This window comes from Rhodococcus sp. IEGM 1366 (assembly GCF_033142425.1).
GTDB lineage: Bacteria > Actinomycetota > Actinomycetes > Mycobacteriales > Mycobacteriaceae > Rhodococcus_F > Rhodococcus_F globerula.
In genome coordinates this window covers 558,056-575,594 of the sequence record NZ_JAWLRZ010000003.1, presented here as the reverse complement: position 1 = coordinate 575,594, position 17,539 = coordinate 558,056, and the positions used below count along the sequence as shown (strand labels likewise).

Here is a 17,539-nt window from a genome sequence, read left to right as displayed (position 1 = left end):
GGGAGAGAGCATATTCATGAACGAGATCGAGATGGGCCATCTGCGTCGTTGTGTCGAATTGGCGCGAGAGGCCTTGGACGAAGGCGACGAACCGTTTGGATCGGTACTTGCTGCCGCTGACGGGACTTTCCTCGCGGAAGATCGAAACCGAATTGCGGGAGGCGACAGCACACGACATCCGGAATTCGAGTTGGCGCGGTGGGCTGCGCAGTATCTGACGACGGAAGAGCGCTCTACGGCAACGGTATTCACCTCCGGCGAGCATTGTCCGATGTGTTCGGCTGCTCATGCCTGGGTGGGATTGGGCCGGATCGTGTACGTGTGTTCGTCTGCGCAGTTGAGTGAATGGCTTACGGAGTGGGGAGTGGCCTCGGGGCCGGTACGATCCCTCTCGATCAACGAGGTTGCGCCGAATCTTCCGGTGGAAGGGCCGGTTCCGGAGCTGGTCGATGAGGTTCGCGAACTGCACCGCATGCTGCACTCACGCGGCGCCTGACGACACGCAAACGGGCGGCACCTCACGATCGAGATGCCGCCCGCTCTATGGCGTTCAGGACATGACGTTCAGGACACTACGTCTACAGCCCGAGCCTGTTCACGCAGTTCACCCTTGACTACCTTGCCACTTGCATTGCGCGGCAAGGCTTCCACGACGATGATGTCCTTGGGGTGCTTGTACCGTGCCAGGCGATCATTGAGGAAGGTGCTCAGCTCCTCGATGGTCAGGTCCACGGTTGAACCTGGCGTCATCGCGATGATCGCTACCGGTACCTCGCCCCACTTGGCGTCGGGACGCCCGACGACTGCGGCTTCGACTATCAATTCGTGTTCGTACAGAACGTTCTCGACCTCGGCGCAGTAGATGTTCTCACCGCCGGAGATGATCATGTCCTTCTTGCGGTCGACGACGTACACAAATCCTTCGTCGTCGACGCGGACCAGGTCGCCGGAGTGAAACCACCCGCCGTGGAAGGCATCTGCGGTGGCCTGGGGGTTATTCCAGTACTCACTCATCATTGTGGGTCCGCGGTAGACAATTTCCCCGATTTCGCCGGGTGCCACGTCATCCATGTTCTCGTCGACGATGCGAGCCGAGATGGTGGGGATGACCCGGCCGACTGAACCGAGCTTACGGATGGCGTCATCGCCGTCGAGTACGCAAGTGATGGGAGACATTTCGGTTTGCCCGAAGACTGCGACGTTGAACGCATCAGGGAAGGTTTCGGCCATTGCCCGCAAGATCGTGTCCGACGACGGGGCGGCACCCCAGGAAATGTTCTTGAGCGAGAGGGCTCGAGGTTGGGCTTTCTGAACTGCACACACCGCCTGCCACTGCACGGGCACGAGGAACAAGCTGGTGACCTTCTCGGCTTCGAGGATATCGAGAAGCTGACCCGGGTCGAATGCGCCAACCGGGTGGATCACCGTGGTAGTGCCCAGTTGCAGGCTTGGGGCGATGGAACCGAGGGCAGCGATGTGGAACATCGGCGACGCACAGAAGCCGATGGAATCCTCGTTGAACAGGTGGAAGGCACGAATGCAGGTCAACGCTTGTGACGAGAGATTGGAATGCGAGAGCACGGAACCTTTGGGGCGTCCTGTGGTTCCCGAGGTGTACATGATGAGAGCCGGTGTGTCGTCCGGGATGTCGATCAATGCATGAGGTTCACCCGGTTCGCTGATCAAGTCCTCGTAGTTCAAGCTGTCGCCCTCAGCGGGTGCGCCCACCGTGATGGAGATGTCGATGCCCTCGGACGCTGCGCGGGCTGCGGCGGCCAACGGAGCCAACGGGCCCTCCGCGACAATGACTTTGGAGCCCGAGTCGTTGACAAGGTAGGCGACCTCAGGTGGGGTCAGTCGGAAGTTCACCGGGACAGCGATCGCGCCCAACGCATTGGTCGCGAGAACAATCTCGAGGTACTCGGGGCGGTTGAGCATCAGGATCAGAACGCGGTCACCAAAACTGACGCCGCGCCGGGAGAGCGCGTCTGCCAGTTTTTCGACGCGCTCGTTCAGCGTGCTCCAGGTGATGGAATCGCCCTGGAATCGCAGCGCGATGCGGTCCGGGATCATCTGCGCGTGGCGGGCAACCTGATTGTTCCAGTTGGTGCGTCGCAGGCGCTGTACCTCGGACGCTGTATCGGTGGAGGGCATCTACTGTTTCCTCTCAATCACTTGAAGTGGGGTGCGCGTTTCTGAAGCATTGCGGTCGCGCCTTCGGCGAAGTCGGCTCCGACAAGAAGTTCTGCTTGACCGGTCTTTTCGAGTTCCAGAGCGGAGTCGATGCGATCGAGTGTTGCGGCGTTCAGTGCGGCTTTGGTGAGTTGGAGAGCACGACGGGGCGCTGCGCTGGTGCGCTTCGCGACGGACTCGATGTGTGCAGCGAACTGATCGTCGGGAAGGGTTTTGGAGACGAGCCCGAATTGCGCTGCATCTGTGGCGGATAGACGCTCACCCAGCAGAAGCATCTCGGCTGCACGCGCCCGGCCGATCGCTGCCGGAATCAATGCGCTGGCGCCGCCGTCGGACATCAGTCCGATGTTGACGAAAGACATGAGGAAGTAGGCACTTTCGGCAGCATAGGTCAGGTCTGCGGCGAGGGCGATGGAGACGCCTACACCTGCGGCAGGCCCGTTGACTGCGGCGATCACGGGCACGGAGGTGCTGGTGATGGCGCGAATCACGGTGTTTGCGGTGTCCATGACGATCTGGGGATCTGTCGGATTGGTTGTGATAGCTGCGAGGTCTGCTCCCGTACAGAAGGCGCGGCCTGCTCCGGTGATGACGATGGTGCGCACATCCGGGTTGTCGCCGGCGTCGGTAACAGCGTCGATGAGACTTTTCATGGTCTCGAAGTCGGCTGCGTTCATGCGTTCGGGGCGGTTGAAGGTCAAACGCAGAATGCCGTTGTCGAGTTCCGTCAGGAGACCCGCTGTGGACGAGGTCATGACGAACTCGGGGAAACGGTACAACACATGCGAATCATCAGCACACAGCTTCCTTCTCACGGTTGATCTGGCGAAATGTGTTCCCTTGGCGTAGGCCGTAACTCGTGCCGCAGGAGGGTCTCTTCAGTGGTGAATCTATCTGCGAGATTGTGCGAATAGCGGTTAACATAACACCTCGAGTGGCAGTGTCAAGGGTGTTCGGAGAATCCGATACGGTAGCTGTGAAACGAATGGAGGGATTCATGCCCGGACGGACACGCGTCGTCGCACGTGGCGATGAATCCACTTCGCGTACGCGGCCGAAGAATCGCAAGGCTCAGATCGCGGCGGTTGCAGCCGAGGCGTTCAGTGAGCGCGGGTACCACGCGGTGGGTATCGACGACATAGCGTCTGCCGTCGGCGTGTCCGGCCCCGCGCTGTACCGCCATTTCCCCACCAAATACGCACTGTTCGTTCACGCGGTCGAAAACTTGTCTCGGGCACTGCTCGATGCGGCCGATTCCGCGCACTGCGAGAGCGACGATCCACGGCAACAGTTGCAAGCCGTCATGGTCGCGGTCATCGGTGTCACCCTCGAGAATCGGCGTCGGGGCGGGCTCTATCGTTGGGAAGGCCGCTACCTCGAGAAGGTGGATCGCGAGAACCTGCGCCTGGAGGTGGTGGCGTTGCGCCTGCGGGTGTCAGAGCCGTTGGCTGCGGTCCGCCCGGAGCTCGGTCGTGCCGATCTCGACCTCGTCACGGCCGCGATTCTGAGTGTGATCGGTAGTGTCACGGGGCATCGATCGGCGTTGCCTCCCAAGCAGATCGAGTCCTTGATGCTCTCCGTCTGCTGGTCTGTGATCGATATGGAACTCCCGCGGCGAGTCTCGTCGGTAGCGCCTTTGCAAGGCGGCAATACGATTCCAGGACTCGAACGTACATCGAAACGTGAAGTGCTGCTTCACGAAGCGGTGCTGCTTTTCCATGAACGTGGGTATCACGAGGTCAGCATCGAGGAAATCGGAGCCGCCGCCGGGATCACCGCATCGAGTGTGTACCGGCATTTTCCGAGCAAGGCAGATCTACTGGCCGCAGCCTTTCATCGGGCGTCCGAACAATTGACCGTCACGTTGGGCTCCGCCCTGGCAGAATCCGAGACTCCGCGCCAGGCTGTGCACACACTTGCTGAGCTGTACGTTGCCGTCTTCTTTGCTCAGAGTGAGTTGCTTGCCGTCTATTTCGCGGAAGTCGGAAATCTCCCTGCCGATGCAGGCAAGGAACTACGAAAGATTCAGCGACGCAATGTCGAGGAGTGGGCGCACCTGTGCGTCGACGCCCGGCCCGAGCTCACTGTCGCGTCGGCTCGATTTCTTGTTCACGCGGCGCTGGGACTGGTTCTCGATGTCGGCCGCGTCGTCCGATTCTCGGAAGCCGAACGCGTCGCGGCACTTCTGTCGGTGACACTTCTCGGATAGTCGCGGGTAAGTTCGAGTGGCAAGGCGTTTCACACAATCCGCAGACGGAAGTAGGGACACCCAATGCCAAATCGTACCGCACGCACTGCCTGGAACGGCACCTTGGAATCCGGATCGGGGCAGGTGGAACTCACCAGTTCCGGAGTCGCGACATTCGACGTGTCGTTCCCCAAACGAGCAGCTGAGGAAGCCGGCGGAACCACCAGCCCAGAAGAACTGATCGCCGCGGCACATTCGTCCTGCTACGCGATGCAGTTGTCAGCGCTCATCGCCGAGGCCGGGGGAACTCCGCAGAGCCTCGACATCACGGCGGATGTCTCGTTGGGCCCTGACACGGTCGGCTTCAAGCTGACCGGAATCAAGCTCACCGTTCGCGCCGAGGTCGACGGCCTCGACGCCGACGGTTTTGCCAAGGTGGCCCAGGCCGCAAAGGAAACATGCCCGGTCAGTAAGGCTTTGACAGGCGTCGACATCACATTGGATGCAGCGCTGGACTGATCTTCTCGTGCTCGGGCGCCGTTTTCGGCGCTCGAGCACCTCTGATCACCAGGTAGCTCGCGAGCAGTATCGGGAGCACCCACAGATCCGAAGGATCGCGGACGACGAGGATCGGCAAGAGGTTTCCGCGTAATCCTGCTGCGGCCCAACGGAGAAAGCCGATCACCCACTCGTACGCGTCGCCAACCGGCGCAACCATTTTCACGGCGGCAAAGCCAATTCCCGTGACTGCGATGGACCAGGCGATCGCTGCTCGCCCCACCAGGCTGCGTCTGGGCACCTCGAGAACCGAGAGCAGAAGCAGTGGAAACAGGAACACACCGGCTATGTCGGACAGCTTGCCCGTCATCGTGTTTCCGAAGGCGTCCTTGAGCACGTGGTCGTTGATCAGAATGATCGCCACCGAAACCAGGGCCCACGGACTCAGCAGCAGATCGCCCGGACGCCTCACGACAGGTTGATGGTTGCCGAGCCGGACGAGAACAGATCGCACTTGAACTGCAAACGCAGACCGGTGGCGGCTTCGGGGACCTCGTACGACAATTCACCGCGCTTGGCCGCACCCGGCGCTAGCTCTCCGTCGACGCTCGACGTGCTGCTGTCGGTGAACGTGATGTTGTACGACTTGTTTGCGGAGTCCTGCAGTTCGAAGCACATCATCGACGACACCGCGGCGGGCTTGTCACTGTTGTTGGTGACCTCGGTGTCAACCACGACGTAGCGGTTTCCGGGATCAGCGGTGATGAACTGATTGGTCGAGACGTACGGATCGACAACGCCGTGTACCTGAACGCGCCAGTCACCGAGTTCGACGACGTCACCGATACCGAAAGCGGCAGCGGGTGCGGCGGACGAACCGTTGTCGTCGACCTTCTTCGCTTCATCGGTTTCGCCTGACGCGATGGTTGCGAACAGGGCTGCGCCGACGGCGAGGACGGCGAGGGGAGTGCGGAGTGATCGCATGATGGGTGCCTTTCGAGAGCGGGTATGGCACTAGTCAACGATGTCCGGGATGCCTTTCGCGTCAGCCGAAAGATCGGGTGATCTCCTCCTTTCGGTCGTTGTTTGCACGCGTGGTGGTCCAATCGGCTGATTCGAGGAGTCGGTGGTGGTCTATACGCTTACTCGGTGATCACCACCCGAGGAACTGCAGTGCGACGACGCGTATGGACAACCGTCGCCGTCGCATTCAGCATTTTCTGCTCGATCATGACGGCGACTATCGCCGGCTCGTCGGGAAATGTGCCACCGGTGCTGGTCGGAATCGGCTTTGTTCTCGGCGCGGCTGGTGGGATATCGCTGGTGTGGCGGCGTCAACGTCCCTGGGCAGTTCTGGCGATCACGCTGGTCGGTCCTCTGTTTTTTCCGACAGATGCCACGGCGGCGCTCATCGCTTTGTTTGCAGTTGCTCGAATCGCCCGCGGAAATCAATTGGCGGTCGCGGGCGCCGTCGTGTACGTCGCATGTGGAATCTCGTTGACCTACGACGCCTTTCGGGATCGCGAGTTTTCGGTGCTGACGATCGGAACTGCTGCGCCGAAGGACGGCACAGAGCTCGCGCAGTACGACCTGGCGCTGTGGATTCCATGGCTGGTCGCAGCCGTCATGGTCGCCGTCGTGGTGGCGCTCTCGCTTCTCGTTCGTACCAAAACCGAACTCGTCGAGGCCGAGCACGTGCGGGATCTGGCGACGGAACAGACCGATGCGATGCGCGACGAGATGATTCGCACCGAGGAACGCACTCGGATCGCCCGCGACATGCACGACACTATCGCGGCCAGCTTGAGTCGAATTTCGTTGTTTGCCGGCGGGTTGCAAGTCAGTGCTGCAGACAATCCGGAGAAGGTCGTCAATACCGCAGCCATGATCCGAACCACCGCACACGAGGCTTTGGACGAATTGAAGGGCATCGTCGGAGTGCTCAGGGGAAGTGGTGATCGTCGTGAGCACGGTGGGCACCAGGGAATCGATGCGATCGGTGATCTGGTCAACGGTGCTCGTGCGGCCGGCATTCACTGCCGTCTGGAATCGGAACTGCTTCCGGGCGACGTGGGAATGTTGGCTGGTCACGTGTGTTATCGCGTAGTGCAGGAAGCGCTCACCAATGTTCAGAAATACGCGAGCGATCAAATGCTCGTCATTTCCGTCACTGGATCACCGCATGACGGAATTCGCATTCTGGCACGCAACAAGCTCAGCGATCTGCCTCCGATGACGTCGATCGGTTCGCGTTCGGGGCTCCGCGGATTGGCCGAGCAGGCACGCGAGATCGGCGGCAAGGTCGAGGCCGGCGCGCTGGGGGAGGACTTCCTCGTCAGTTGCTGGGTGCCCTGGTTCGCATAATTTTGTCGGTGGCGCTCGGTAGTGTTCAGCCCACCATGAACACAGACTCGCGGGTGACGACGCTGATTGTCGACAACGACGCCTGGGTGAGGCGCGGGATGAAGGACATCCTCGAAGCCACACCCGACATCGTGGTGGTTGCAGAGGCCGAGGACGGCGACCAAGTGCCAGCCAAGGTCACTCGATTTCGTCCCCACGTCGTACTGATGGACCTCAAAATGGTCCGCGTCGGGGGCTTGGAAGCAACTCGCCAGTTGATGTTGATGCCCAACCCTCCCAAGGTCATCGCAATGACGGCTTTCGACGTCGACGGCCTGGTGATCGAGGCGGTCGAGGCCGGCGCGCACAGCTTCATGCGGAAAGATGCTGCACCCGAAGCCTTTCAGCAGGCCGTGCGCGTCGTTGCATCCGACCATGCGCTGTTCAGCCGGGATTCTCTGCGGGCTATCGCCGAGTCCACTCCCCGTGAACCTGTTCGGGACCAGACGGCGTTGGCGGTGCTCACCGACCGTGAGCGCGAAGTTCTGGTGCAGTTGGCCACAGGTCTGGGAAACGGTGAAATCGCGGAGCGTATGTACCTCGGTGAAACAACGATCAAATCGCACGTCTCGTCGTTGTTCTCGAAACTCGGAGTGAACAATCGGGTGCGTGCATCGTTGGTTGCGTACCGGTGCGGTCTCGTCGTGTGATGTAAGGACTAATCTCGCCGCTGCTGTTGTTGCACCTTCGGTGACTGATCAAATCGTGATTGACCAAGACGTGACCATCGAAGTGTGGTCGGACGTTGCTTGTCCGTGGTGCTACATCGGAAAGACCAGGTTCCTCTCGGCCCTGGATCGTTTCGAGAACAAGGACCGCGTCAACGTCATCTGGCGCTCGTACCAGCTTGCACCGGAGACTCCGGTGGGAGAGGGCCGCACGGAACTCGACGCCTTGGTCGAGATGAAGGGAATGGCGCCTGATCAGGTACGCCAGATGTTCTCGCATGTGAGCGCGACGGCCGCCGAGGTCGGATTGACCCTGGACTTCGACACCGTGATCGCCGCCAACACTTTTGATGCGCACAGACTGCTACATCTCGCCGGTGAGCGACAGAACGAACTCCTCGAAGCACTGTTCAAGGCTCACTTCAGCGACGGAAAGGTGATCGACGATCGTGAGGTGCTGGTAGATCTGGCTGTGAGCGTCGGCCTCGACGCGGACACCGTGCGTGAGCAGCTCAACTCCGATGCCGCCGCCGAGTCAGTGCGCGAGGATCTGTCCATGGCCCGCCAGCTCCAGGTCAGCGGCGTTCCGTTCTTCGTCGCCAACCGTGCGGTCGCTGTGTCCGGCGCTCAGCCCGAAGAGGTGTTCCTGCAGCTGCTCACGCAGGCTTCCGAGCCGGCCTGACAGCGAACATCCCTGACAGCGCGTGCGCAGAGGCGCTGTCAGGGATGGGTCACGGCCGCAATACGCAGCGAGTTCCCCCGTAGATCGTGGTAATACATTTGTTGCAGTGAATGCAGAGCGTCTGCCCGTGACCTTCTTCCTCGATCGTCTTGATCAAGTTCGGGTCGCTGAGCAGTGCGCGGCCCATTTGGACGAACTCGAATCCCTCACGCATGGCGAGGTCGATCGATTCCTTGCCCGTGATTCCGCCGAGCAACACCAGCGGGAGGTCTACTGCGTCGCGGATCTGGCGCGCGTGATCGAGTAGGTAGGCGTCGGTGTACGGGTAGGTGCGCAGGAAGTGCTTTCCCACCAGTTTGATTCCCAGCTTCTGTGGCTGCGGCATGAGTGCCCCGAATTCCCGTAGCGGTGCGTCACCTCGGAACGTGTAGAGGGGGTTCTCGAGTGAGCTTCCGGCTGTGAGGACCACCCCGTCCAGGGTTCCATCTTCTTCGAGCCAGCGCACAACTGTGATTGCCTCTTCGAGCCAGAATCCACCAGGCACGCCGTCATCCATGCTGACCTTGGCGATCACGGCGATTTTCGTACCGACCGCGTCTCGGACGGCGCGTGCGGTTCGACGCGCGAAGCGTGCCCGATTCTCCAGGCTTCCGCCGTAGGAATCGTTGCGGTGGTTCAGTTTTGGGCTCAGGAATGAACTGATGAGGTAACCGTGACCGAAATGCAGTTCGATGGCGTCGAACCCTGCTTCGGTGGCGGCTTTGGCAGCGTGGGCGTGGGCCTCGACGATCCGATCGATGTCTGCCTCGGAGGCGGCTTCGGCGAAGCTGAGGGTTGTCAGGTGAAAGTGTCTACTCGATGTAATTGCCTTGTGGCCGTTTGATTTCGGGTTTGCGACGGCACCCGCATGGCCGATCTGTGCGGAGACGGCCGCGCCTTCGGCGTGAATCGCGTCGGTCAGCCGACGTAACCCGGGTGCGGTTTCCTCGGTCCACTGAAGCTGCCCTGCGGAAGTACGACCCTCCGGTGCGACGGCGCAGTAGGCCACTGTTGTCATACCGACGCCGCCGGCAGCGAACTTGCGATGAAAGTCGATCAGTTCGTCGGTGACCACACCTTTGGGTGTCATTCCCTCGAACGTGGCCGATTTGATGATTCGGTTCCGGAGCGTCGCCGGTCCCAACTTCGCAGGCGCGAAGGCCTCTAGCGTGGTCATCGGCTCGTATCCAACTCTGCGACAGCTGCTTCGAGCTTCTTGATCTGGTGTGCCAGCCACCCGGATTCCCAGAAGTTCGCCTCGGTGGACGGCTGTGTCAGCAGTTCCCGGTGGCAGGCCAGGAGGACGCGGGTAGCAGGTCCGTTATCGGGCTCGAATGCGAGAGCAGCCTCGGACAGCGCGGTGGCCTCGACCACTGCTCCTTCGGCGAGTCTCGTTTCGGCGAGTTCGATTGCACGCTCCACTCCGGCCAGTTCGACGAGATCAGCCAGAGTCTTCGTTCGGGGCAGATCGTAGAGCGCTGTGGTGGAGTCGTGATGGAACCATCCCAGGTAGGTTTCCCAGATGGTCTTGACTCCCCACTTGACCTGACCGTAGCCCTGTCCAACGTAAAGGTGTGGCGGCAAGGCGATTTCGCGCATCAGTGATTCGACGGACTTACCCGCGTTGATTCCGGAGAGCGTCGTGCGGTGAACGTAGTCGACGGCGTCGTACATCCGTTTCAAGACGGCGTCGATGAGTTCTTCGCCCTCGATGGGCTCGCCGCGGCCGGTGATCAGTGTCTGCGGACGCAGATCACGCAGCGTGCGAATTGTCTTCAGGTACGGCTCGACAAAGCGGTATCGTTGTCCGCGAACGGTATTGAGATTGGGGAAGTGGCCGAAGAGAGGGCCGAGCAGATTGCTGATCATCGCGATGCGATGCTGCGGAAGCCACACCATTGCGCCGTCGACTGTTTCGCCTACACCGGAATGTAATTCGACATCCAGTCCGCCGACCGTGAGGTCGAGACAGTCTGTGAAAGTGAGATCCGGGACCGGCTCGTCCTGTGCATTGGACACGGATGGGAATTCTGCGGCAAAGCGGGCGACGGTGTCGGCGTCCCGGCCGAACCATACGGGTGCCCATTGACGCATCCGCTTGATGACGCGCGCATCGTCGAGTTGTACGGCCTGGTTCAGTTCGTTTGCCACGTAGACGGCGCCCGGCTCACGAAAGGCGTGCACTCCACCGACGTGGTCGGTATGGCCTTGGGTGGTGATGATGTACCTGGTCGGCCCGGAGTAGATGTCGTCGAACAGCTTTCGATGATGCGGTCCTTCGAACCCGCAGCCGGTGTTGACGATGATCCGGCCGGCCGGTGTGACGATCATGTACGCCGAGCTGGTGCCGCCGCTGCGGTAGATGAAGTCGTTGATCTTGATCGCTTCGTCGGTGTACTCGGGTTCGAGCAGGGTCTTTCCCGGTCGTTGTGCGATCAGATTGTCGACTTGGTCGGAGATGTGCTGGTTCACAGAACCTCTACTTTCACTGGGAATGCGTCAAAATAGTTGGCAAATCGAGTGCGCAGTTCGGCCGGTTCTCGGCCGAAGTCTGCTCGCAGGTCGTAGACAACCTGACCGCCCGAACCGCGTTTGTGACTGGACATGTACGCGCTGATCTCTCCTCGCGCCTGCTCGGTCATCTCGAGGCCGGCGCGGTTGTAGATGTGCTCGACAGTTCCGATGTCGTTCGCCATGAATTGGTCGAAGTGCACATCCACTCGCCGCTCGTCGGGGATCAGGGCGAGATCGCGGGTTCCCGCATCGAGCAACCGGCTGACGCGGTCGATCCAGTAGTCGCACACCGCATCCAGATCGACTTTCAGGAAGTTCATCCGGGCGCCGTAGCCGACCATCGTCGCTGCAGACTGGACTACCGACACAGGATCGCGGTGTGTCATGACGACCGTGGCATCGGGAAAGGTGTCCATGAGTGGACCGAGTTGCTCGAGGTGCTGCGGGCACTTGAGGATCCAACGGTTCGGACCACGTTGCCACTGAAGGAGTTTGAGCATCGTCTTGATGAAGTCGTAGTGTGGACGCTGATCGTGGGCGAGGTAGTAGTCGCGCCAGCGAGGTGCCATCGACGACATCCACTCGAAGTTGTAACTCGAGAAATCGAGGCTTTCGAGTTCGAGTTCCTCGTGAATATGTTCCGGGGTCATCGGATGCATTGCTGCCACCAGAGGGCTCTTGGCCTGCATCTGGTTCCAACGTTCTTGGCTCCGAAGCAATCTCGGGTCGACGCCGTCCACGCCGAGTTCGTCACCCGCGAAGGGGACGGGTTCCTGACTTTCCCAGAGCGGCAGCGACCGGAAACGGGAATCAGCCGACATGAGGTTCAGGAGATGCGTGGTACCCGAACGCGGCAGTCCCACAACGATGATGGGAGCCACGATCTCCTCGTCGTGAATCTCGGGGTGGCGACGCAGGACATCCAGTACTCGAAGTCGGTTGGCCGCGTAGCGGGTGCATGCCGAGTGGGTAACCATCCGGGAGACCGGTGACCGATTGGGGTCGGCGTCGATCTCGTCGAGCCACAACGCCAGTCGCTCGCGGAAGTCGTCAGGACCGAAATCGCCGAGGCCTGTTTGTTCTCGCGCGGCGGAGAGAACGCTGTCCACGGACAGGGTTATCGGGTTCGCTTCGGCGTAGGCCCACGTCTGTTGCTGGGATTCGGTGAGTACGGGGTAACGGAGGTCGGTGATGCGCACGCGTTTCGGTGAGGTTGCTTCAGGTTGCGCGGTGGACGACGGCATCGAAGTCATCCTCTGATCGAGAATCCGCCGTCGACAGGCAAGGTCTGCCCGGTGACGAATTGTGCGGCCGGGCTGGCAAGAAACAGGACGACGGGAGCGACGTCCACGGACGGGTCTGCCCACCGGGCCATCGGGGTGCGATCGAGTGACGGTTTGCTGTGTTCAGGGCGCTGCTGGAGTCCAGCCGTCATCTTGGTTGCGGTCAATCCCGGAGCTATGGCGTTGACTCGAATTCCGTCCTTGGCCCAGCTCGATCCCATCGTCTTGGTCATCTGGACGACGGCAGCTTTCGATGCGCCGTATCCGGGCACGACGTCGACGGCGAAGTACGACGCCATCGACGCGACGTTGATGATGGAAGCGCCGCCGCTCTGGGTGCTTTCCTTGAGTAGTGGGAGAACCGCGGAAGACAGCCGGAATCCGCTCACGACGTTCACCGCGAGCGATTCCTCGAATACCTCCGGGTTCCATTCGCCCTTCTGGGTAAGCGTTTGACCTGCGTTGTTGACCAAGATGTCCAGCGTGGACAGTCCTGCGGCTACGTCGGCGATCTGTTCGCGATCAGTCATGACGCACTGGCGGTAGACGAATGCCGAGAGGTCGTGCTCGTAGTCGTCGGCCGACGCTTTGGTTCCGGTAATCGTCACGTGTGCGCCGGCGTCGACGAAGCGGTGGGCAATCGCAAGTCCGAGGCCGTTGGACCCTCCGGTTACGAGAACTCGGGAGGAAGAAAAGTCGAATGCCACAACACTTTTCGCAATAGCATCAGTTGCTCTGTCTTCGGTGCTTGATGTCATGAGGTGTGACAGTAGCCAGTTTGTGAACAATGTTCAATAGCTGTTGAACATTGTTTAGCGGGCAGCTAGTGTGTGTGGATGAACGCAACGAACACCACGTCTGTCCGCGGAGATACGGAAGCACGGCGCCGAGGGATCCTCGATGCTGCAGCAGCCATCCTGGATGTGGGTGGCTACGCCGCACTGACGATTCGGAGCGTCGCCAAAGAAGCCGGTATGAGTCCCGGACTCATCTACCAGTACTTTGTCGACAAACGCGACATCTTTGCAGCTCTCCTCTTCGAGAGTCAGCAGGAGTTGACCGCGTTCATTGCCGAATTGCCACGCGATCAAGGCATATCGGCCCTGATCGCAGCGATCGTGCCTGAAACCACCAAACAATGGGCCCGAGTCGGGCACGTGGCATCTGTGTGGCGAACGACCGAAGACGCTTCGAACTCCGACGGGCAAGCGGTCCAAGACTTACGACATTCCACCGAAGCACAATTCGCAGAGTTGCGGACAGCTCTCGAAGACGCAGCGGGTGCACAGGGGCTTTCACTCCGTGAGGGACCTTCCCTGATCCCCTTCGTCTGGGCCGGCCTCATGGGGCTGGCCGACACCATCGTCAACAACTGGGCCCAAGACCTCGATCCGACGGAGTACATCACGTACTCGGCAGACGGGCTAGCGAGGGCAATTACACACTGACTGGAGTATCGATGACGCGAACTACCACGCATCATGACGACCCACCCGAAGCGACGTGCGATACAACCGCTGCCATCGATATCAGCACTGCCGCAGGAGAACTGCTCCTCCGGTATCGCGAAGCGTTGACTCCCGACGATGTCGATCCCGTCGCGTTCCGAAAGGGTGCAGACCGAGTCAGTCAGGAATTCATCGCTGGGGAACTGGCTCGCCGATTCAGCGGCGACGCGGTGCTCTCGGAAGAATCACCTGACAATGCTGTGCGGCTCGGTGCGTCGCGTGTCTGGATCGTCGACCCACTCGACGGAACCCGCGAGTTCGGTGAGATCGGCCGCGGTGACTGGGCTGTGCACGTTGCATTGTTCGAAAACGGCTCTCTCACAGCAGGAGCCGTGGCGCTCCCGGGTCTGGGAATAACGCACTCGAGTAGAGACCCGGTACCGCTGTACAACGTCGTGCCGTCCAACCCTCGGGTTGTCGTAAGTCGCACTCGGAGGCCGGAGCCAGTGATGGCACTGGCCCGAGCGTTGGATGCCGAGTTGATCGAGATGGGCTCGGCTGGAGCCAAAGCCATGGCGGTAGTGCGCGGCGACGCTGACATCTACGCCCATGCCGGCGGACAGTACGAGTGGGATTCTGCCGCCCCGGTTGCCGTGGCTCAGGCTGCCGGCCTGCATGTTTCACGAATCGATGGCTCTGCTCTGCACTACAACCAAGAGAACCCTTGGTTGCCCGACTTGTTGATCTGCCGCCCTGAACTTGCTGCTACCGCACTGGAGGTGCTGAACCGATGACTACCACGCTGACGCATCTCGAACGGCTCGAAGCCGAGAGTATCCATATCATGCGAGAAGCGGTCGCCGAGAGTGAAAATCCGGTGATGCTGTATTCGGTGGGCAAGGACTCCGCCGTGATGCTGCACTTGGCGCGCAAGGCGTTCTACCCGTCGAAGCTTCCGTTTCCGTTGCTGCACGTGGACACTACGTGGAAGTTCCGCGAGATGTACGGCCTTCGCGACGAGACAGCAGCGGCGCCGGACCTCGATCTCCTCGTGTACAAGAATCCGGAATGTGTGGAGAAGGGAATCAACCCCTTCACCCACGGCAGTGCCGTCCACACCGACATGTGGAAAACCGAGGGACTCAAGCAAGCCCTCGATCACTACAAGTTCGACGCCGCATTCGGTGGCGCCCGCCGTGACGAAGAAAAATCCCGCGCCAAGGAACGGATCTTCTCGATCCGATCGGCAGCGCACCGCTGGGATCCCAAGCAACAGCGCCCGGAATTGTGGCGGATGTACAACGTCCGCAAATCGCCGGGGGAGAGCTTGCGCGTGTTCCCGCTCTCGAACTGGACCGAGCTCGACGTGTGGGAATACGTACGCCAGGAACAGATTCCGATTGTCCCGCTGTACTTCGCCGCCAAGCGTCCCGTCGTCGAACGTGACGGCGCGTTGATCATGGTCGACGACGACCGGATGCCGTTGCTGCCGGGTGAAACACCGGAACTCAAGAGTGTTCGTTTCCGAACCCTCGGGTGCTATCCGCTGACCGGCGCTGTCGAATCGACCGCGACAACCTTGACCGACATCATCCAAGAGATGTTGTTGACCACCACATCCGAACGCCAAGGCCGGGTCATCGACCACGACTCGAGCGCGTCGATGGAGAAGAAGAAGCAAGAGGGGTACTTCTGATGACCGTTTCCTCGGATCTGATTGCCGACGATATCGAACAGTATCTCGAACGTCATGCCAACAAGACGATGCTCCGCTTCATCACCTGCGGCAGTGTCGACGACGGCAAGAGCACGCTCATCGGTCGCCTTCTCTACGAATCGAAATTGGTTTTCGAAGACCAACTTACGGCTCTGGAAAACGACTCACGCAAGGTCGGCACACAGGGCGAAGGTCTCGATTTCGCGCTCCTCGTCGACGGACTGGCTGCCGAACGTGAGCAGGGCATCACTATCGACGTCGCGTACCGGTACTTCACGACCGAGCGTCGCAAATTTGTCGTCGCCGATACTCCTGGTCATGAGCAGTACACCCGCAACATGGTCACCGGCGCATCGACAGCTGACCTCGCGGTCATCCTCATCGATGCTCGCAAAGGTGTGCTCACTCAAACCCGCCGCCATTCGTACTTGGTTTCACTGCTCGGTATTCGACATGTAGTCATCGCCGTCAACAAACTCGATCTTGTCGACTACTCGCAGGAGGTGTTCGACAACATTGTCGCCGAATACCGTGCTTTTACAGACGAAATCGGTTTGAAGAACGTCGTTCCGATTCCCATGTCGGCATATATGGGGGACAACCTCACCGAGCGCAGCGCGAATACCCCGTGGTACGACGGTCCGACACTTATCGATCACCTCGAAACCGTCGAGATCGACGATGATGTGCAGCAACGCCCGTTCCGTATGCCGGTGCAATGGGTCAACCGCCCCGACCTCGATTTCCGCGGCTTCTCCGGCCAGGTCACTTCCGGCATCATCCGCCCGGGTGATCGGATTCGAGTGCTTCCCAGCGGAAAGGAATCGACCGTCGCGCGCATCGTCACGATGGACGGTGATCTCATCGAAGCCATCGCTGGCCAATCCGTGACCATCACACTGACCGACGAGATCGACATCAGCCGCGGCGACATGCTCGCTTCATCGGATGCGCTGCCCCCGGTAGCCGATCAGTTCGAAGCCCACGTGGTGTGGATGGGTGAGCATGAGATGCTCCCGGAGCGGCCGTACCTCTGCCAGATCGGCACTATGACGGTCCAGGCTCGAATCACCAAGCCCAAGCACAAGATCAATGTCAATACTATGGAGAAGACGGCGACCGACACGCTTGCACTGAACGAAATCGGTGTCTGCAACCTGAGTTTCGACCGTCCGGTGCCATTCGACCCGTACGCCGACAACCGTGATACCGGTGGATTCATCCTCATCGACAGGTTGACGAACACCACCGTCGGCGCCGGACTCATCCAGCATTCTCTTCGGCGTTCGGACAACATTCACTGGCAGGCCGTCGATATCGACGAGAAGGCGCGCGAGACGCTCAACAGTCACAAACCGTGCGTAGTGTGGTTCACCGGGTTGTCCGGCTCCGGCAAGTCCGCTATTGCCAACGAGTTGGAGCGTAAACTCCATGCGCTCGGCTGCCATACCTATCTTCTCGACGGCGACAACGTTCGGCACGGACTCAACCGTGATCTCGGATTCACCGAAGCTGATCGTGTCGAAAACATCCGCCGCGTAACAGAAGTCGCTAAACTTATGGCCGATGCCGGACTGATCGTCCTCGCTTCGTTCATCTCGCCGTTTCAGATCGAACGTCAATCCGCCAAGGAAACCATCGGCGCCGATCAGTTCTTCGAGGTATTCGTCGACACCCCGCTGGCTGTCGCCGAAAAGCGAGATCCCAAGGGGTTGTACAAGAAGGCGCGCAGTGGTGCGTTGAAGAACTTCACCGGCATCGACTCGCCGTACGAAACTCCGGTCTCGCCGGATATTCGTATCGATACGACGTCATCGTCGACTCTCGATGCCGCTGATCAGATAATCCGGCATCTGCTCGAACGCGGAATCATTCACTGATTTCCGATCTGCTGATAACTCAACCC

Annotated in this window: 18 protein-coding genes; 10 read left to right on the top strand and 8 right to left on the bottom strand. The window is 60.2% G+C overall.

Translation table 11 applies throughout. From position 1 onward, the window contains the following. Positions 1 to 16 precede the first annotated feature (16 nt). A complete protein-coding gene (locus R4P64_RS12420; RefSeq protein WP_045068315.1) occupies positions 17 to 496 on the top strand; it encodes a nucleoside deaminase in 480 nt (159 codons plus the stop codon). A 68-nt stretch (positions 497 to 564) separates the two neighbouring features. On the opposite strand, the gene fadD5 is transcribed toward R4P64_RS12420, so the two are convergent. Both fadD5 and R4P64_RS12410 read right to left on the bottom strand, forming a co-directional pair. After that, complete coding sequence (fadD5, locus tag R4P64_RS12415; protein WP_317821012.1) at positions 565 to 2,154, bottom strand: fatty-acid--CoA ligase FadD5; 1,590 nt, start codon at positions 2,152 to 2,154, stop codon at positions 565 to 567. Between the two features lie 17 nt (positions 2,155 to 2,171). After that, positions 2,172 to 2,948, bottom strand: a complete 777-nt coding sequence (locus R4P64_RS12410) for an enoyl-CoA hydratase (protein WP_033236383.1) — start codon at positions 2,946 to 2,948, stop codon at positions 2,172 to 2,174. A 242-nt stretch (positions 2,949 to 3,190) separates the two neighbouring features. Here R4P64_RS12410 and R4P64_RS12405 point away from each other — a divergent pair, with 242 nt between their 5' ends. Together R4P64_RS12405 and R4P64_RS12400 are read left to right on the top strand one after the other, a co-directional pair. Then, positions 3,191 to 4,402, top strand: coding sequence for a TetR/AcrR family transcriptional regulator (locus R4P64_RS12405; protein WP_317821011.1), 1,212 nt, complete (start codon positions 3,191 to 3,193; stop codon positions 4,400 to 4,402). A 63-nt stretch (positions 4,403 to 4,465) separates the two neighbouring features. Beyond that, complete coding sequence (locus R4P64_RS12400; protein ID WP_317821009.1) at positions 4,466 to 4,900, top strand: OsmC family protein; 435 nt, start codon at positions 4,466 to 4,468, stop codon at positions 4,898 to 4,900. Here R4P64_RS12400 and R4P64_RS12395 read toward each other — a convergent pair. Together R4P64_RS12395 and R4P64_RS12390 are read right to left on the bottom strand one after the other, a co-directional pair. Then, positions 4,875 to 5,351 (bottom strand): hypothetical protein, encoded by a 477-nt coding sequence (locus R4P64_RS12395; protein WP_045068321.1) that lies wholly within the window; start codon positions 5,349 to 5,351, stop codon positions 4,875 to 4,877. The two genes, R4P64_RS12400 and R4P64_RS12395, sit on opposite strands and share 26 nt — an antisense overlap. Then, positions 5,348 to 5,863: a DUF4352 domain-containing protein gene (locus R4P64_RS12390; RefSeq protein WP_317542780.1), complete on the bottom strand. Its 516-nt coding sequence runs from the start codon at positions 5,861 to 5,863 to the stop codon at positions 5,348 to 5,350. Before R4P64_RS12390 ends, R4P64_RS12395 begins: the two co-directional genes overlap by 4 nt. A 165-nt stretch (positions 5,864 to 6,028) precedes the next feature. Between R4P64_RS12390 and R4P64_RS12385 the strand changes: the two genes are divergently transcribed. From R4P64_RS12385 to R4P64_RS12375, 3 genes are all read left to right on the top strand, one after another. Further along, positions 6,029 to 7,243 (top strand): sensor histidine kinase, encoded by a 1,215-nt coding sequence (locus tag R4P64_RS12385; RefSeq protein WP_317821006.1) that lies wholly within the window; start codon positions 6,029 to 6,031, stop codon positions 7,241 to 7,243. A 35-nt stretch (positions 7,244 to 7,278) separates the two neighbouring features. Continuing rightward, positions 7,279 to 7,932 (top strand): response regulator, encoded by a 654-nt coding sequence (locus tag R4P64_RS12380; protein WP_033236385.1) that lies wholly within the window; start codon positions 7,279 to 7,281, stop codon positions 7,930 to 7,932. Positions 7,933 to 8,002: 70 nt separating this feature from the next. Next, on the top strand, positions 8,003 to 8,632 hold the full coding sequence (locus R4P64_RS12375; protein ID WP_245005902.1) for a DsbA family protein: 630 nt from the start codon (positions 8,003 to 8,005) through the stop codon (positions 8,630 to 8,632). A 49-nt stretch (positions 8,633 to 8,681) separates the two neighbouring features. Here R4P64_RS12375 and R4P64_RS12370 read toward each other — a convergent pair whose 3' ends face one another. Genes R4P64_RS12370 through R4P64_RS12355 form a run of 4 tightly spaced genes read right to left on the bottom strand, consistent with a single transcriptional unit; the run spans position 8,682 to position 13,226 of the window. Then, positions 8,682 to 9,848 carry an NADH:flavin oxidoreductase gene (locus R4P64_RS12370; protein ID WP_116104157.1) on the bottom strand — a complete coding sequence of 389 codons (1,167 nt, stop codon included), beginning with the start codon at positions 9,846 to 9,848 and terminating at the stop codon, positions 8,682 to 8,684. Next, positions 9,845 to 11,143, bottom strand: coding sequence for an alkyl sulfatase dimerization domain-containing protein (locus R4P64_RS12365; protein WP_317821004.1), 1,299 nt, complete (start codon positions 11,141 to 11,143; stop codon positions 9,845 to 9,847). Before R4P64_RS12365 ends, R4P64_RS12370 begins: the two co-directional genes overlap by 4 nt. After that, on the bottom strand, positions 11,140 to 12,429 hold the full coding sequence (locus R4P64_RS12360; protein WP_317821002.1) for a sulfotransferase: 1,290 nt from the start codon (positions 12,427 to 12,429) through the stop codon (positions 11,140 to 11,142). The genes R4P64_RS12365 and R4P64_RS12360 overlap by 4 nt, the downstream gene beginning before the upstream one ends. Positions 12,430 to 12,434: 5 nt before the next feature. Beyond that, positions 12,435 to 13,226 (bottom strand): SDR family oxidoreductase, encoded by a 792-nt coding sequence (locus R4P64_RS12355; RefSeq protein ID WP_317821000.1) that lies wholly within the window; start codon positions 13,224 to 13,226, stop codon positions 12,435 to 12,437. 78 nt (positions 13,227 to 13,304) lie between these two features. Between R4P64_RS12355 and R4P64_RS12350 the strand changes: the two genes are divergently transcribed. From R4P64_RS12350 to cysN, 4 genes are read left to right on the top strand one after another with little or no spacing between them, the layout of a single operon-like run. Next, positions 13,305 to 13,916: a TetR/AcrR family transcriptional regulator gene (locus tag R4P64_RS12350; protein ID WP_138871700.1), complete on the top strand. Its 612-nt coding sequence runs from the start codon at positions 13,305 to 13,307 to the stop codon at positions 13,914 to 13,916. Positions 13,917 to 13,927: 11 nt separating this feature from the next. Further along, positions 13,928 to 14,710: a 3'(2'),5'-bisphosphate nucleotidase CysQ gene (locus tag R4P64_RS12345; protein WP_080711833.1), complete on the top strand. Its 783-nt coding sequence runs from the start codon at positions 13,928 to 13,930 to the stop codon at positions 14,708 to 14,710. Continuing rightward, positions 14,707 to 15,612 (top strand): sulfate adenylyltransferase subunit CysD, encoded by a 906-nt coding sequence (gene cysD, locus R4P64_RS12340; protein WP_317820996.1) that lies wholly within the window; start codon positions 14,707 to 14,709, stop codon positions 15,610 to 15,612. Before R4P64_RS12345 ends, cysD begins: the two co-directional genes overlap by 4 nt. Further along, positions 15,612 to 17,513 carry a sulfate adenylyltransferase subunit CysN gene (cysN, locus tag R4P64_RS12335; RefSeq protein WP_317542761.1) on the top strand — a complete coding sequence of 634 codons (1,902 nt, stop codon included), beginning with the start codon at positions 15,612 to 15,614 and terminating at the stop codon, positions 17,511 to 17,513. Before cysD ends, cysN begins: the two co-directional genes overlap by 1 nt. The last annotated feature ends 26 nt before the right edge of the window (positions 17,514 to 17,539 follow it).

Excerpts from the sequence above, each read along its gene's own strand:
- R4P64_RS12370 (WP_116104157.1), bottom strand. The coding sequence starts at position 9,848 with ATGACCACGCTAGAGGCCTTCGCGCCTGCGAAGTTGGGACCGGCGACG.
- R4P64_RS12390 (WP_317542780.1), bottom strand. The coding sequence starts at position 5,863 with ATGCGATCACTCCGCACTCCCCTCGCCGTCCTCGCCGTCGGCGCAGCC.
- R4P64_RS12410 (WP_033236383.1), bottom strand. The coding sequence starts at position 2,948 with ATGACCTCGTCCACAGCGGGTCTCCTGACGGAACTCGACAACGGCATT.
- R4P64_RS12405 (WP_317821011.1), top strand. The coding sequence starts at position 3,191 with ATGCCCGGACGGACACGCGTCGTCGCACGTGGCGATGAATCCACTTCG.
- R4P64_RS12345 (WP_080711833.1), top strand. The coding sequence starts at position 13,928 with ATGACGCGAACTACCACGCATCATGACGACCCACCCGAAGCGACGTGC.
- R4P64_RS12355 (WP_317821000.1), bottom strand. The coding sequence starts at position 13,226 with ATGACATCAAGCACCGAAGACAGAGCAACTGATGCTATTGCGAAAAGT.
- R4P64_RS12420 (WP_045068315.1), top strand. The coding sequence starts at position 17 with ATGAACGAGATCGAGATGGGCCATCTGCGTCGTTGTGTCGAATTGGCG.
- R4P64_RS12400 (WP_317821009.1), top strand. The coding sequence starts at position 4,466 with ATGCCAAATCGTACCGCACGCACTGCCTGGAACGGCACCTTGGAATCC.
- R4P64_RS12360 (WP_317821002.1), bottom strand. The coding sequence starts at position 12,429 with ATGCCGTCGTCCACCGCGCAACCTGAAGCAACCTCACCGAAACGCGTG.
- fadD5 (WP_317821012.1), bottom strand. The coding sequence starts at position 2,154 with ATGCCCTCCACCGATACAGCGTCCGAGGTACAGCGCCTGCGACGCACC.
- R4P64_RS12380 (WP_033236385.1), top strand. The coding sequence starts at position 7,279 with ATGAACACAGACTCGCGGGTGACGACGCTGATTGTCGACAACGACGCC.
- cysN (WP_317542761.1), top strand. The coding sequence starts at position 15,612 with ATGACCGTTTCCTCGGATCTGATTGCCGACGATATCGAACAGTATCTC.
- R4P64_RS12350 (WP_138871700.1), top strand. The coding sequence starts at position 13,305 with ATGAACGCAACGAACACCACGTCTGTCCGCGGAGATACGGAAGCACGG.
- cysD (WP_317820996.1), top strand. The coding sequence starts at position 14,707 with ATGACTACCACGCTGACGCATCTCGAACGGCTCGAAGCCGAGAGTATC.